Annotated in this window: 13 protein-coding genes; 12 read left to right on the top strand and 1 reads right to left on the bottom strand. The window is 59.7% G+C overall.

Going from position 1 to position 15,542, the window contains the following annotated elements; genetic code table 11:
- Position 1 precedes the first annotated feature (1 nt).
- Entirely contained in the window at positions 2 to 550 is a 549-nt protein-coding gene (locus tag KBP52_RS17695) for an NfeD family protein (protein ID WP_212620651.1), read from the bottom strand.
- Between the two features lie 153 nt (positions 551 to 703).
- On the opposite strand from KBP52_RS17695, the gene KBP52_RS17690 reads away from it, so the two are divergent.
- From KBP52_RS17690 to pgaB, 12 genes are all read left to right on the top strand, one after another.
- A complete protein-coding gene (locus tag KBP52_RS17690) occupies positions 704 to 1,165 on the top strand; it encodes a YbaK/EbsC family protein (RefSeq protein WP_093440296.1) in 462 nt (153 codons plus the stop codon).
- A gap of 128 nt (positions 1,166 to 1,293) precedes the next feature.
- Positions 1,294 to 1,539 carry a DUF2789 domain-containing protein gene (locus tag KBP52_RS17685; protein ID WP_212620650.1) on the top strand — a complete coding sequence of 82 codons (246 nt, stop codon included), beginning with the start codon at positions 1,294 to 1,296 and terminating at the stop codon, positions 1,537 to 1,539.
- An 86-nt stretch (positions 1,540 to 1,625) separates the two neighbouring features.
- Positions 1,626 to 3,116 carry a Fic family protein gene (locus KBP52_RS17680; RefSeq protein WP_249122192.1) on the top strand — a complete coding sequence of 497 codons (1,491 nt, stop codon included), beginning with the start codon at positions 1,626 to 1,628 and terminating at the stop codon, positions 3,114 to 3,116.
- 117 nt (positions 3,117 to 3,233) lie between these two features.
- Entirely contained in the window at positions 3,234 to 3,662 is a 429-nt protein-coding gene (locus KBP52_RS17675; RefSeq protein ID WP_038367319.1) for a MarR family transcriptional regulator, read from the top strand.
- The gene (locus KBP52_RS17670) at positions 3,659 to 5,722 is read left to right on the top strand and encodes an FUSC family protein (RefSeq protein WP_212620649.1); all 2,064 of its coding nucleotides are present in this window, start codon (positions 3,659 to 3,661) and stop codon (positions 5,720 to 5,722) included. The genes KBP52_RS17675 and KBP52_RS17670 overlap by 4 nt, the downstream gene beginning before the upstream one ends.
- On the top strand, positions 5,719 to 5,928 hold the full coding sequence (locus tag KBP52_RS17665) for a DUF1656 domain-containing protein (RefSeq protein ID WP_007917703.1): 210 nt from the start codon (positions 5,719 to 5,721) through the stop codon (positions 5,926 to 5,928). Before KBP52_RS17670 ends, KBP52_RS17665 begins: the two co-directional genes overlap by 4 nt.
- The gene (locus KBP52_RS17660) at positions 5,925 to 6,827 is read left to right on the top strand and encodes an HlyD family secretion protein (protein WP_137219072.1); all 903 of its coding nucleotides are present in this window, start codon (positions 5,925 to 5,927) and stop codon (positions 6,825 to 6,827) included. The genes KBP52_RS17665 and KBP52_RS17660 overlap by 4 nt, the downstream gene beginning before the upstream one ends.
- A complete protein-coding gene (locus KBP52_RS17655) occupies positions 6,824 to 8,266 on the top strand; it encodes an efflux transporter outer membrane subunit (protein ID WP_212620648.1) in 1,443 nt (480 codons plus the stop codon). Before KBP52_RS17660 ends, KBP52_RS17655 begins: the two co-directional genes overlap by 4 nt.
- 93 nt (positions 8,267 to 8,359) lie before the next feature.
- Positions 8,360 to 8,995: an NADH:ubiquinone oxidoreductase subunit N gene (locus tag KBP52_RS17650; protein ID WP_077570085.1), complete on the top strand. Its 636-nt coding sequence runs from the start codon at positions 8,360 to 8,362 to the stop codon at positions 8,993 to 8,995.
- Between the two features lie 292 nt (positions 8,996 to 9,287).
- Entirely contained in the window at positions 9,288 to 10,793 is a 1,506-nt protein-coding gene (locus tag KBP52_RS17645) for a YdgA family protein (protein WP_212620647.1), read from the top strand.
- 258 nt (positions 10,794 to 11,051) lie between these two features.
- Entirely contained in the window at positions 11,052 to 13,532 is a 2,481-nt protein-coding gene (gene pgaA, locus KBP52_RS17640; RefSeq protein WP_212620646.1) for a poly-beta-1,6 N-acetyl-D-glucosamine export porin PgaA, read from the top strand.
- Between the two features lie 12 nt (positions 13,533 to 13,544).
- The gene (gene pgaB / locus KBP52_RS17635) at positions 13,545 to 15,542 is read left to right on the top strand and encodes a poly-beta-1,6-N-acetyl-D-glucosamine N-deacetylase PgaB (RefSeq protein ID WP_212620645.1); all 1,998 of its coding nucleotides are present in this window, start codon (positions 13,545 to 13,547) and stop codon (positions 15,540 to 15,542) included.

The raw sequence follows: 15,542 nt of genomic DNA, 5'->3' as shown, positions 1-15,542 counted from the left end.
ATCACTCTCCGAGCGGTGCCGCGTCAGTCGCGGCCACTTGCAGCAACAATCCCTTGCGCGCCACCACGCGTACCGGTTGCCCGGTGTGCAGCGGCGTGGCGCTGAGCACTTGCCAGCGTTCACCTTGCAGTTGCACCCAGCCATTACGGGCATCGCCCGGTTGCACCGTGGTGATCGCGGTCACGCTGCCGAGCAGGCCGGCGTCGCCACTGACAGCGTGGCGGGGGCGGGTTTTCAGGGCGCGGATCAGCAGCGCGAGCAACAGCAGGGCGCTGATCAGACCGAGGCCGATCATCATCGGCACCGGCAACTCGGCGTTGCTCAGAATCAGCGCGCCGATCACGAACATGATGATCCCACCCAGGCCAATGACGCCGTAATTGGGCAGTGCAGCTTCAGCGATCAGAAACACGATACCCAAGGTGATCAGCCACAAACCGGCCGGACTCATCGGCGGCAATGACGTGTCGGCGGCGGCTGAACCGCTGATCAGCAGGAGCAAGGCAAGCGCACAACATCGGCTGTTCACGTGACCCTCCGCGAGCGTCATGTCTGGTTCTTACAGTCTAGTTGAGGGTTGCAGTGGTTGAATTTTGATCAGTGTGAGGATGTGTCCGATGGGCGGAATTCTCTGCGCCACCCCCTCGCCGAACTAGACTCAAAGACACGGCAACCACCGTTCAGCGCAACACCGAGGTGCATCATGCGTATGGCAAGAAAGGTGCAGAGCAGCCTGAACCGGGCGCACTGCGAATACGACATCGTCGCTCACCGTCACTCGTCCAGCAGCCTGGAAACCGCACGGGTCGCCGGGGTGCCCGCCGAGCGCGTGGCCAAATCGATCATCCTCGACGACCACCACGGTCATTACCTGATGGCCGTGCTGCCGGCCAGTCGTCACCTGGACCTGAGCAAGGTGCGCACCAGCGGCGAATGGCAACTGACCCGCGAAAGCAATCTGGCGCACATCTTTGACGACTGTGAACGCGGCGCGGTGCCGCCGCTGGGTGATTCCTACGGGCTGGACATGGTCATCGACCCGTTGCTGACGCGGCAGAAGGATATTTATCTGGAGGCGGGCAACCACAATTATCTGCTGCATATGAGCATGCCCGAGTTTCTGAAAATGGTGCCGCATGCCGAGGTGCGGGAGTTGAGCGATTAGGCTTTGTGGCGCCGGCACTGACACCTTCGTGAGCAGGCTCGCTCCCACAGGTTGATCGCATTCCCCTGTGGGAGCGAGCCTGCTCGCGAATAATCTTCCAAACACCCCATTTTTGAAGGAACTCAGCAATGGAGCAACCAACCCACACTCTCCCATCCCTGTTCAAACAACTCGGCCTCGACAACGACCCGACCAGCATCGACCAATTCATCACCACCCATTCCCCGCTCAAACCCGAACTGCATTTGGCTGACGCGTTTTTCTGGACGAAGAGCCAAGCGGAGTTTTTGCGTGACGAGATTCTGGATGACGCCGACTGGGCGGAGGTAGTGGATCAGTTGGATGTGTTGTTGCGTAAGGGCAGAAAAGTGTAAAAAAAATTGTAGGAAAAGGCTGAAATGTAAAAAAAACATGCGCGATGTAAAAAAAACTGGGCTTTAATCGTCGCAGTGAATTTTTTATGTGGACGATGACGATGCCAACTGTTGGATATGCCCACCTGCGTGATGCGCTGAAGCTTAATGCATTTGCCCCCAAGCGCATTGCGATGATCAAACCGGTTACCCGGATTACCTTGATCGGTGAGTGTCTAGCGGTTCCAAACGGCGTCGCGCCGGCACAGGGTTCGACACTTGAGCACATCTTGTTTGCTCTGAAGCATGAGGGAATAAACCTGTGCATTCTTGCTCAGGCGCTTGAAACCGTTGAAGCGGACGAGTTGCTAGGTGAGTTGAGCCGATCACCTAACGGGGTATTTATCCGCAAAGCCTGTTTTCTTTGGGAAAGTTTCACGGGCAAACAGCTGGAATATTCCGTACCGGTTCGGGGCAACGTTGTCGCTTTGTTTGATCCCAAGCGTTATGTCACCGGGCCTGCAATTCGAAATAGTCGTTGGCGGGTAGATTTTAACGGGTTGGGGTCAATGCGTTACTGCGCCACAGTCGAGCGTACGACGGAGCTGCAGGCGCTGCTTGATCTGGACATCCTTGGTCGAGCCCAGGCTTTTATGGCGACGTTGCCGCCGGAAATGATGGATCGGGCAATCAATTGGGCCTATCTGCATGAGACCCGCGATTCTTTCGCTATTGAGAAAGAAGAGCCCAACGAAGAAAAGTCGCGTCGTTTTGTTCGGCTTCTCCGCCAAGCCCATGAGCGAACAGAGTTGAGCGAAGACTATTTGGTCGAGTTGCAGAACAGTACGGTTTCCAATCCTTTCGATAAAGCTGTGCTTTTCCGTCATGAACAGAACCATTTACACAACGGCTTGAGAGGCGCAGCTGGCGTCAGCTATGTCCCGCCTCCACCGCAATTGTGCAGGGAGTTGATGGACGAGTTGATGAGTTTTGCCAATCACTCAGCCAAGCAGGTTGATCCGTTGATAGCTGCAGCGGTTGTGGCTTTCGGGTTTGTCTTTCTTCACCCGTTCATGGATGGCAATGGTCGACTTTCACGTTTCCTGATTCACCAGACGCTTTGCCACTCTGGCGCTCTAAAAAATGGTTTGTTATTACCGGTTTCCGTAGCGATGAAACATGAAGAGTCTGGCTATCTCGAAGCGTTAAAGGAGTTCTCGAAACCAGCAAGAGAGTTCTGGAATGTCACTTGGCTGGACGCTGATCAGATGGCTTTCGATTTTATTGGGCACGACTCGATCTATCGATTCTGGGACGGGACTCAATGTGCAGAATTTACCTTGCAGATGGCCTTGCGAGCATTGGAAGTGGAGCTGCGCAAGGAGACCGATTTTCTTGAAAAATACGACTACGTCATCAAAGAGGTGAATGGGCGTTTTGACGTACGGGGGAGCGACCTCTCGAAATTGGTAATGATGTGTCTGGAAAACGGTGACAAAGTTTCAACGCATCGACGTAAGCAGTTCCAGTTCAGCGTGCCGGAGGAGGTTTTCGATTTCATTGAGCAGATTGCGGGTGATTTCGATTCGGTAGGCTAACCCTGAACAGGCAATTTGTTTCAAAACTTGACTGAAATTCCCCTCCAATGCAATATTGATAGTTAGCAAACTAACAGTGTGCATTTCCCCGTGCCGAACGAACTCGACGCTCTCCAGATGAACATCAGCAGTGCCATGGTGGTTGCCGCCAGGCATTGGCGGAAGATCTGCCAGACCACGCTGGTCAACTACGGAATCTCCGAAGCCTGCGCCGTGCCGCTGTTGATGATCGGCCGCTTGGGCGAGGGCGTGCGCCAGGTGCAAGTGGCGCAGGCGGCCGGGATGGAGAGTCCGTCGCTGGTGCGTCTGCTCGATCAGCTCTGCCATTCCGGCTACGTCTGCCGCACCGAAGATGCCCAGGATCGCCGCGCCAAATGCCTGAGCCTGACCGACACCGGGCGTGAACTGGTGCAAGCGGTGGAGATCGAACTGGTGCGCTTGCGTCACGAGGTGCTCGAAGGCATCGAGCAAAGCGATCTGGAAGCTACGCTTCGGGTACTCAGAGCTTTTGAGGCGGCCAACCCGCCATGGGTGGTTAATTCTTGAACGGTTTTTTCTCCGGCATTCCGCCAGCCCGCGACTGGTTCTACGGGGTGCGGACTTTTGCAGCGTCGATGATTGCGCTGTACATCGCCTTGCTCATGCAAATGCCGCGTCCGTATTGGGCGATGGCCACGGTGTATATCGTCTCCAGCCCGTTTCTCGGGCCGACCAGTTCCAAGGCGTTGTACCGTGCCATCGGTACTTTTCTCGGTGCGGCAGCGGCGGTTTTTTTCGTGCCGATGTTCGTCCAGAGCCCGTATGTGCTAGTGGTGGTCATCGCGCTGTGGACGGGGATTTTGCTGTTCCTGTCCCTGCAACTGCGCACGGCCAACAACTACGCATTGATGCTCGCCGGTTACACCTTGCCGCTGATTGCCTTGCCAGTGGTGGATAACCCGCTGGCGGTGTGGGACGTAGCGGAAGCGCGTACCGAAGAGATTTTCCTCGGCATCGCTGTCGCCGCCGTGGTTGGTGCGATGTTCTGGCCGCGTCGCTTGGCGCCAGTGTTCAACGACGCGGTGAGCAAGTGGTTCGCCGACGCAACGACCTACAGCCTGAAATTCCTCAGCCGCGATGTGCAGCCAGAAGAAGTCACTGCTCTGCGCATGGCCATGGTCGCCAACTTCAACAGCCTTGAATTGATGATCGGCCAGTTGCCCCACGAAGGCGCGCGACCGCAAACCGTGCGCAACACCAAGGAATTGCGCGGGCGCATGATTCATCTGTTGCCGGTGATCGATGCGCTGGAAGATTCGCTCTACGCCCTCGAACGGCGCACGCCGGAACTGGTGGAAAAATTCGCACCGCTGCTGGCCGCGACCCGCGAATGGCTCGCTCATCAGGACGCCGATCTCGATCGCTGGCAAGCCCTGAAAGATCAGCTCGAAGCCCAGCAGCCGAGCATCGAGGCACTTGAGGATCGCAGGCAGTTGCTGTTCTCAAATTCGATTTATCGCCTCGGCGAATTCATCGATCTGTGGCAAGACTGCCGCAGTTTGCAGGACGCGATTCTTTGCGAACGCCAGGACAGCTGGCGCGCGGTGTATCGCCACTGGCGCCTGGGTCGGCTCACCCCGTTTATCGATCGTGGGCTGATGCTCTACTCGGCGGCCTCGACCGTTCTGGCGATCATCACTGCCTCGGTGCTGTGGATTCTGCTCGGCTGGCCGGACGGCGGTAGCGCAGTGATTCTCGCCGCGGTGGCCTGTAGCTTTTTCGCCTCGATGGACGACCCGGCACCGCAGATTTACCGGTTCTTTTTCTGGACCGGCATGTCGGTGTTGTTCGCCAGCCTTTATCTGTTTCTGATTCTGCCCAACCTGCATGACTTCCCGATGCTGGTGCTGGCGTTTTCCATTCCGTTCATCTGCGTCGGCACGTTGACGGTACAGCCGCGGTTCTTCCTCGGCATGCTGCTGACGCTGGTCAACACCTCGTCGTTCATCAGCATTCAGGGCGCTTACGATGCGGATTTTTTCGCCTTCGTGAACTCCAACCTGGCGGGTCCGTTAGGGCTGTTGTTCGCGTTTATCTGGACGCTGGTCGCACGCCCGTTCGGTGCCGAACTGGCGGCGAAACGCCTGACCCGCTTCAGTTGGAAAGACATCGTCGACATGACCGAGCCGGCCAACCTTGCCGAACACCGCAAATTGGGCGTGCAGTTGCTCGATCGACTGATGCAGCACCTGCCGCGTCTGGCCCTCACCGGCCAGGACACCGGCATTGCCATGCGCGAAGTGCGTGTGGGCCTGAACCTGCTCGATTTGCTCGCCTACACCCCACGGGTGACCGGCGCGCCGAACGCGCTGTTGCAGCAAGTGGTCAGTGAAGTCGGCGAGTATTTCCGCGCCTGCCTCAAGGCGGGCGAACGCTTGCCGGCGCCAGCGCCGTTATTGATGACCCTCGATCGCACTCGCCGCGCACTCAATGGCCACGGCGACGATGAAACCCGTCTGAACCTGTTGCATGCCTTGAGCGGTTTGCGTCTGGCGTTGTTGCCCGGCGTCGAATTCGTCTCCAGTGCCGACTCCGAAGAACCGCTGCCCGATGGAGCGCCCCTATGATCGGTGATCTGGACATCAGCGGCATTTTCCTGCCGACCCTGCTGGTGTTGATGGGCATCACTTATGTGCTGTTTTTGCTGGTGCATGCCGTGCTTACGCGCGTGCACTTTTACCGTCTGGTCTGGCACCGGGCATTGTTCAACGTGGCCCTCTACGCGGTACTGCTGTACGGCGTGGACTCACTCAGTCGATACCTGATGACATGAAAAAACCGTTTTTGACCATCGGTCGCGTGGTACTGACCCTGCTGATCGTGACTTTTGCCGTTGTTCTCGTCTGGCGCATGGTGATGTATTACATGTTTGCGCCGTGGACCCGTGACGGCCACATTCGCGCCGACATCATCCAGATCGCTCCGGACGTTTCCGGGTTGATCCAACAGGTTGAAGTGAAAGACAACCAGTTGATCAAGCGTGGCCAGGTGCTGTTCAGCATCGACCAGGATCGCTTCAAACTGGCCCTGCGTCAGGCCAAAGCGGCTGTCGCCGATCGCGAAGAAACCCTCGCCCAGGCCCAGCGCGAAGCCAAACGTAACCGTGGCCTCGGCAACCTGGTGCCGGCCGAACAGCTGGAAGAAAGCCAATCGAAGGTTGCCCGCGCGCAATCGGCACTGGCCGAAGCCATGGTCACCGTGGACAGTGCTCAGCTCAACCTCGACCGCTCAGTGATTCGCAGCCCGGTGGACGGTTACGTCAACGACCGCGCGCCGCGTCCACAGGAATTCGTTACCGCCGGGCGCCCGGTGTTGTCGGTGGTCGACAGCAACTCGTTCCACATCGACGGCTATTTCGAAGAGACCAAACTCGACGGCATTCATGTTGGCCAGTCGGTGGATATCCGCGTGATCGGCGACCGCGCCAAACTGCGTGGGCATGTCGAAAGCATCGTCGCTGGTATCGAAGACCGTGACCGTACCAGCGGCAGCAACCTGTTGCCGAACGTCAACCCGGCGTTCAGCTGGGTGCGGCTGGCGCAGCGGATTCCGGTGCGGATTGCTTTTGACGATGTGCCGGAAGACTTCCGCATGATCGCCGGGCGCACTGCCACGGTATCCATTATCGATGACGCAAAAATCGACGATAAAAAGCAGGAGCCCGCGCAATGAGCAGGGCGCTGATGATCGCCGGGTTGGGCGTGATGCTCTCGGCCTGTCAGATGGTCGGGCCGGACTATCACGTGCCTGAGGATGCGGCGGTGCAGCGCAAGGATTTTCAGGGTGAACTGGCCGTGGCCGGCAAACCTGTAGTTTCGGCGCCGGTGCCGGCGGACTGGTGGCGGCTGTATAAAGATGCGCGGCTGGATCAACTGGTGCAGCAGGCCATGGCCTCCAACACCGATTTGCGCGTCGCGGCGGCGAACCTGCAACGGGCTCGCGCTCAGGTCGATGAGGCCGAAGCCGCGGGCGGCTGGAGCGCAGGTGTGAAGATGGGCGCGCAGCGTTTGCAAGAGTCTGGTCAGGCATTCTTGCTGCCGGAAAAAGTCCCGGTCGATAACGTCGGCGACATCGGCATCAGCGCTTCTTATCAGTTCGATCTGTGGGGCACCTTGCAGCGTGGCATCGAAGGCGCAAAGGCCAATGCCGACGCGACCCAGGCCGCGGCAGACACGGCGCGGATCACCTTGGTGGCGGATGTTGTTCGCGCTTACACCCAAGTCTGCGCGGCCAACGAAGAACGGGAGATCGCCCAGCACTCTCTCGACCTGCAATCGCAAAGCACCACGCTGATCCAGCGACTGCGCGACGCCGGCCGTGGCGATGAAACCCAGGTGACTCGCTCGCAAACCCAATTCAAATCCCTGCGCGCCGACTTGCCGCGTTATGAAGCCGCGCGTCAGGCCGGGCTGTTCCGTTTGTCGATGTTGCTGGCGAAACCGGTTGATCAGTTGCCCGCCGGCACCGCGACCTGCGCCGAGTTGCCGAAAATCGCCCAATTGGTGCCAGTCGGCGATGGCGCCGCGCTGCTCAAACGTCGCCCGGACATTCGTCAGGCCGAACGTCGTCTGGCCGCTTCGACCGCCGGGATCGGCGTCGCCACGGGCGAGTTGTATCCGGACATCAGTATCGGCGCGACCATCGGCACTGTTGGTCTCATCGATGACCTGGGTGATCCGTCGACCAACCGCTGGGGCTTTGGCCCATCGCTGAGCTGGAAAGTGCCGACCAACGGCGCCCGTGCGCGTATCCGCGAGGCTGAAGCCAGCACCCAAGGCGCACTGGCGCACTTCGACGGCGTGGTGCTCAACGCCATTCGCGAAACCCAGACCGGCCTGGCCCAGTACAGCGCGCTGTTGCAACGCCGCGATGCGCTGGCCGATGCCGAGCAGTCGGCGAAACTGGCCGCCGACCAGACTCACCGCTTCTTCCAGGCCGGCCGCGAGTCGTTCCTGGCTGACCTGCAAGCGACGCGCACCTACACCGATGTCACCGCGCAACTGGCCGCCGCCAACACCCAGGTTGCGATGAGCCAGATCGATTTGTTCCTCGCTTTGGGCGGCGGTTGGGAAAGCGGACGAACGAACGCTGCAAGCGCCAGCAAACCCTGAGGCCGTTGCTATGCTTTGAAGTGTTGGAAGGGCGCCCCGTGCAAAGCACCCTTCCAGCGCACATTGCTAGCGCTGGTCTAGGGGAAACCAATAATGAAAAACCCTTACGCTCTCGGCTTCTGGTGCGCCTTGGTAGCGTTGGTGCTGCTCTCGGCCACTTATTTCTACGGCATCATGCTGGCTCACCAGATCGACAAGGCCATGGTTTTCCTCGACAGCGCCGTCGCGCTGATTGCGGTCATGGCAATCGTCGTGGTCGCTTGGGCGTCGATCCAGGTGCAGCGTGTCAAGAAACGGCAACTTGAACAGGGCAAGACTCTGGTGCTGATCTGGGACACCAAAGTCGCTCTGCGCCGGGTCGAAACCGTGTTCGACCGGTATTTCTGGGGCAGTTACTGGCAGCCGGGGCGAACCTTCGCTGAAGTCATGGGCGAACTCACCGGCACGCCGTTGGAAAAGAGCCTCGAAGCGCTGAAAAAGCAGTGCCTGGAACTCGACAAGCAGATTGATGGCGAGGGCTGGCACTGGCTCAACAATGCCCGGGAGTTGTCCGATGTCGCCACAGCGATGGCTCGTGAACGCTATCAACTGGATTTCTGCGATCCGCGCGCCGACGGGGCGGGCGGGGCGGTGATCGATCGGGACTTCGAAGTGCTGGTGTACACCTGGACCGCGCGGCTGAAAAGCTTTGATCATCAACTGGATGAGATTGAGGTTCAGTATTCCTGAATCTCGGCTGAATCATCTGGCCCCTTCGCGAGCAGGCTCGCTCCCACAGGTACAGCGTTGTCCTTGTGGGAGCGAGCCTGCTCGCGAAGGCGGACTGAAAAACACCGAAACTCTTCCTGCCCGACCACTGTCCACAATTCCCATAGACACTCTTTAACCTTTAAACATTGGGCCAGCTCACGCGCCCGGTGCTAATCTCCACCGCTGAATTCAGCGGAGTCGAGCCGCGACCCGGTCACGGGTTCAGGGAAGACGACGACACTCACAGCCACGGAAATCGATCAGGTCATTCATGAATAAATCAGCAGGCGTGCTTCTCGGAATTGTTGTTGCCATCGGCGCGATCAGCGCAGGCGGGGCCTGGTACACCGGGACCAAGATCGAAGGCGTGCTGAACAACGCCGTCAGCAACGCCAACCAGGAGCTGCAAACCGCCATGGCCGGCTCCAACGGCACCGCGTCGCTGGAACTGGTGTCGCTGGAACGCCACACCTTCACCAGCACCGCGCACTATCGCCTCAAGGGTGAAGGCGAGATGTTTGGCGACAAACCAGTCGAATTGCTGTTCGTTGATCACATCGAACATGGCCCGCTGCCGTTCTCGCGTCTGGTTTCGCTGAAATGGCTGCCGGTCATGGCCACCAGCAACTATGAGCTGGAAAAGAATCCGGCCACCGAAAAATGGTTCGCCGCCACCAAGGGCGCCGCGCCGCTCAAAGGCGTGACCAGCATCGGCTACGACGAATCCACCACCAGCACCCTCGATCTGCTGCCGTTCGAAACTGCACTGGATGAGCAGTCGAGTCTGAAGTTTTCCGGCCTGACCATGAACATTTCTGCCAACGCCAAAGCGCAGAAGGTCAAGGCGGACGGCTACATGGACAACCTGAAACTGGTCACCGTTGCTGAAGATCAGGCTCCGGTGCAGGTCGAACTCAACGGTCTGACGCTGGCCAGCAACCTCGCCAAGAGCAGCTACGGCTACTACACCGGGGAAAACACCCTGGTGCTGACCAACAGCAAAACCACCTTCGGCACCAAGCAATCGGTGCTTGGCGTGAAGAACTTCGAAATGAAGAACCTCACCGAAGAAAACGGCAGCAATGCCTCGGGTCGTGCTGATTACAAAATTGGCGAAGTCAGCCTCAACGACAAGAAAGTCGGCTCGGCGAACATGGCCATGAGCCTGAAAAACCTCGACATCCCGTCGACCATGTCGCTGATGCAGGTCTACCAGACCAAATTGCAGCCGTACGAAAAAGCAGCCGCCGAAGCCGCAGCCCAAGGCTTGCCAGCGCCGGAGCTGAACCTCACCGAAGCGGAAAACGCCCAGGTCAAAGCCGACCTGCAGAAACTGCTGGCTGCCGGCCCGCAGTTTGCGTTGGAAAACCTCTCGTTCAACACCGCCAACGGCGAGAGCAAAGCCAATCTGGTGATCGACCTGACCAAGCCGCAATCGATGGACTTGCCGCCGGATCAACTGGGCAAACAACTGATCGCATTGCTGGATCTGAATATCCAGGTGTCCAAGCCGATGCTGGTCGATCTGCTCAGCGTGCAGGCACAGCTGGATGGTCAGACCGATGCCAAAGCCATCGTCGATCAATCCAAGGAAGCGGCCGACATGTTCGCCGGCATGGCCGTCGGTTCGCAGTTGGCAGTCGTCGACGGCAGCAACGTGGTGACCAAGTTGCATTACGCCGCCAATCAGGTCGAATTCAACGGCCAGAAGATGACCGTCGAGCAGTTCATCGGCTTCCTGATGAGCAAGTTCGCAGGCGTCACGCAAGTGCAGTAATTCTGCATTCTTGATAGCAACGCCCGGCCTCTGTATCGCACAGACGCCGGGCGTTTTGCTGTCTGGCGTTCGGGTTTTCGGTGTGCCGGCGGAGCCGCCAGCACGATTCTGAACAATTATTGTGTTCCGGAGATCGGTCTGCGCTTGCGTGCAAAACTGCCTGACTAAGCTTGGCCGTTGCATCTGTATTGGCGGCCACCGTTACGAAAGGGCAAGGAGGGCATTGCGACCCGGCTGGCCATGTAAGGATGCTGACGAATGCCGCGTATTGATGTTCCTGTATTACATCGTGGTTTACGCCCTTTGTTCCGAGTCGCGCTGTGCAGCCAATTGCTCTGGCCGGCACTGGCGTTTGCCGATACACCCTACGATCAGATGGTGCGTGACGCCCGTGCCGGGCAAACCACGCCGGCGCTGACGGTTTTGCGTCAGGTGCCTCCTGGCCAGTCGACCACCGGGCAGATCAGCGATCACCTGCAAATTGCCAGTTGGGCCGGCCTCGATGCCGAAGTGGCGCAGGTCTATGAAACCCAGGGCCGCGACCGCGTCCTGCCGGTTCAGGCGCTGACCGCCACCGCCCGTGCCTATCGCAACCTCAAGCGTTGGGATCAAGCCACGCAGGTCTACAACAAGGCCTTGGCGCTGGAGCCGGATAACGCCGACCTGCAACTGGGCCTGGCCCTGACCCAGGCGGATGCCGGTAAACCCGACGAAGCGGCGAGCCGCGCAAAGGCGCTGGTGGCGGCCAAACCTGATGATCCGTCGCGCCGTCTCGCCTTGGGCTACGCCCTGACCCGTGACAACAAACCTTACGATGCTCTGTTCGAATACGATCAGGCCTTCAAGCGCGCCGGCAGCAAACCGGAAGTCGCTCGCGAATACGTGGTTGCTCTGCAAAAGGCGCGTCTGCCGGAACCGGCGTTGCGTCTGGCCAATCAGCGTCCGGGCCTGATCGATCCGGTCACGTTGCGTCGCCTCGAAGGTGATCTGGCCGCCGAGCGCGTGCGTCTCGCCGAACTCGCCACCCGCAGTGAAAAAGAACGCTACGTCATCGCCGACCGCGCACTGGCCGACTACGACAAACTGCTCGCCACCTGGACACCGGACGCCACGGCTCACGACGACGTGATTCGCTGGCGCATCGACCGCATGGGCGCGCTCAAGGCCCGGGCGCGCACCGCCGACGTCATCACTGAATCCCAAAAGCTGCAAGCCGAAGGCGTGAAGATTCCGACCTACGCACTGCGTTGGGTAGCGGCGTCTTATCTGGATCAGCGTCAGCCAGAAATCGCTACCGACCTCTATCGCCAAGTGCTGGCGGCGCCGGATGCCGATGTCGGCGACCGACTCGTAGACACCACTGCGCTGTACTACTCGCTGCTGGAAAGCGACCGCGCTGACGAGGCGCGCAAAGTCGCCGAGGACGCCGCCAAGTCCCAGCGTCCGCGTGTCGAACTCAAGGGCTTGCCGATCGGCAACCCCAATGATGAATGGATGGACGCCCAGCAACTGGCTGCGCAGGCCGGCACTTACAGCGCTGACTTGCCCCATGGCGAGGAGCGCTTGCAGACGCTGGTCGATCAGGCGCCGGGTAACGTCGGTTTGCGTCTGGCTCAGGCCGATTTATACCTGGCCCGTAACTGGCCGCGCCGCGCAGAAATGCAGCTCAAGGAAACCGAGAGCATGGTGCCACGCGCCATGGGCCTGGAAATTGGCCAGGCCCACACCGCGATGGAATTGCAGGAATGGCGGCAAATGGATGCGCTGACCGACAACGTCGTCGCACGCTATCCGGATAACCGCCAGGTGCAGCGTCTGGCCCGTGAGCGCGAAGTGCATGACATGTCCGAGCTGCGCGTCGAAGCCTACGGCGGCAAGGCCAATGGTGGCGGTAGCGGCGATGCCGGAGCCGTCAGTGGCAGCCGCGATTTTGGCATCCAGACCACCCTGTACAGCCCGCCGATCGATGAAGACTGGCGCGTGTTCGCCGGGGCCGGGTATGCCACCGGCGACTTCGCCGAAGGCACCGGGCACCACCGCTTTCAGCGTGTTGGCCTGGAACGCCGCACTCGTGACATGACCCTTGAAGCCGAAGTGTCCAATCACGATTACGGTTTCGGCGACAAACAGGGCGCGCGGCTGGCGATCGCCCGTGACATCAACGATCACTGGCAGTACGGCGGCAGCCTCGAATACCTCTCGGCCGAGACGCCGTTGCGCGCGCTCAACAGTGACATCAAGGCCAATGGCGGCAGCGGTTTCATTCGCTGGCGCGCCAACGAAAGCCGCGAGTGGCGTCTGTCGGTCAGCCCGTCGCACTTCAGCGACGGCAACAACCGCGTCGAAGCCTTGCTCACCGGCCGCGAGGGCGTCTACAGCGCGCCGAACGTGCAGGTTGATGCGGGACTGGAAGTCGGCACCAGCCACAACTCCAAGTCCGATGACGTGCCGTACTTCAACCCCAAATCCGACTTCAGTGTGATGCCGCTGGTCAACGTCAATCACGTGCTCTACCACCGCTACGAAACGGCCTGGAGCCAACAATTCCAGGCCGGCGCGGGGACGTACAGCCAGCGTGAGCACGGCACCGGCGGCATGGCGTTGCTCGGTTACGGCCAGCGCTATGCCTGGAACGACGTGTTCGAGGTGGGCGGTTTGCTCAGTGTGATCAACCGGCCCTACGACGGGGATCGGGAGACCGATCTGCGTCTGCTCGTCGACCTCACTTTCCGCTTCTAGAAGAGTTTGAAGATGCCTTTGATTTCGCGTTTCATCCTTCTGCTGGGAGCGCTGCTGATCAGCGCCTGCGCCCAGCAAGCTCCGGCCTTCGCGCCGCCGTCCGAGCGTCCGCTGGCGGCCAGCGAAAAACCCTGGCCGAAAAATCACGTGCTCGGCATTGCCTATCACGACGTCGAAGACCGCGATCCTGATCAGGCCGTAGTTGCGGTGCGCACCGAGCGCATGATCGAGCAACTCGCCTGGCTGCGCGAGAACGGCTACAAACCGGTCACCGTCGACCAGATCATGGCCGCGCGCAAGGGTGGTTCGGAACTGCCGGCGAAAGCGATTCTGCTCAGTTTCGACGACGGTTATTCGAGTTTCTACACCCGCGTCCTGCCGGTACTGCGCGCCTATAACTGGCATGCGTTGCTGGCGCCGGTCGGCAGCTGGATCGACACGCCACTCAATCAACCGGTGGATTTCGCCGGTGCTCCGCGTGCGCGTTCCGACTTTCTGACCTGGGATCAGATCCGCGAAATCTCACGCTCCGGGCTGGTGGAAATCGCTGCTCACACCGACGCCAATCACAAAGGTATTCTGGCCAACCCGCAGGGCAACCTGCAGCCTGCGGCGGCCACCCGGCGTTATGACCCAGTGACCAAGCGTTATGAATCCGAGGCTGATTTCCAGGCGCGGATCCGCACTGACGTGAACAACATCTCGGAAAAAATCCGCAAGCTCACCGGCAACAAACCACGCGTCTGGGTCTGGCCGTATGGCGCGGCGGACGGCACATCGCTGACGGTAGTCGGCGAGGCGGGCTACGAAATGGCCCTGACCCTCGAAGACGGTCTCGACGCCCTCGACAATCTGATGAGCAGCCCGCGCTTTCTCGTCGCTTCGGATCCTGACGGCGAGCGTTTCGCCAACAGCATCGTCGACGTGCAGTCGGATTTCGTCATGCGCGTTGTGCATGTTGATCTGGACAACGTTTACGACCCGGATCCGGCGCAGCAGGACATCAACCTCGGAAAACTGGTGCAGCGCATCGCTGACTTGGGCGCCAACACGGTGTTCCTGCAAGCCTTCGCCGATCCCAAGGGCGATGGCCTGGTGCATTCGCTGTACTTCCCCAACCGTCACTTGCCGGTGCGTGCGGATATTTTCAACCGCGTCGCCTGGCAACTGCGTACCCGCGCTAACGTGAAGGTCTTCGCGTGGATGCCGGTGCTGAGTTTTGGTCTCGACTCGAAACTGCCGCGCGTGACCCGTTGGGACCCGAAAACCGGCATCACCTCGGTGGATCCGGATCAGTACCAACGCTTGTCGCCGTTCGATCCTGAAGTGCGACGGATCATCGGTGAAATCTACGAAGACGTGGCGCGCCTGACCTCGGTCAACGGCATTCTCTATCACGACGACGCGGTACTGTCGGATTTCGAAGATGCCGGTCCTGAAGCCTTGAAAGCCTACGCTGCCCACGGTTTGCCAGGTTCGATTGGCGCATTGCGCGACGATCCGGCAGCGATGCAGCGCTGGACGCGCTTCAAGAGCCAATACCTCATCGACTTCACCAACGAGCTGACCGCCAAAGTCCGTGCGATTCGCGGTCCGCAAGTGCAGACCGCGCGCAACATCTTCGCCGAGCCGATGCTCAACCCCGAGAGCGAAGCATGGTACGCACAGAACCTCGATGACTTCCTCGTGACCTACGACTGGACGGCACCGATGGCCATGCCGCTGATGGAAAAGCAGACCCAGGCAGAGTCCGGCCCGTGGCTGGAAGCGCTGGTGGCCACGGTCAAAAAGCGCCCCGGCGCGCTGGATCGTACGGTGTTCGAATTGCAGGCACGCGACTGGACGAAAAAGGATCAGGCCGACATCGACGGTGCCCTTCTGGCGGACTGGATGGGTCGCCTCAAGCGTCAGGGCGCGACCAGTTTCGGTTACTACCCGGACAACTTCCTCGACAACCTGCCGGACCTGAAAACCGTAAGGCCTGCACTCTCCAACAAATGGAATCCATAA

This window comes from Pseudomonas sp. SCA2728.1_7, assembly GCF_018138145.1.
GTDB classification, from domain to species: Bacteria; Pseudomonadota; Gammaproteobacteria; order Pseudomonadales; family Pseudomonadaceae; genus Aquipseudomonas; species Aquipseudomonas koreensis_A.
This window is presented reverse-complemented; position numbering and strand designations above follow the sequence as displayed.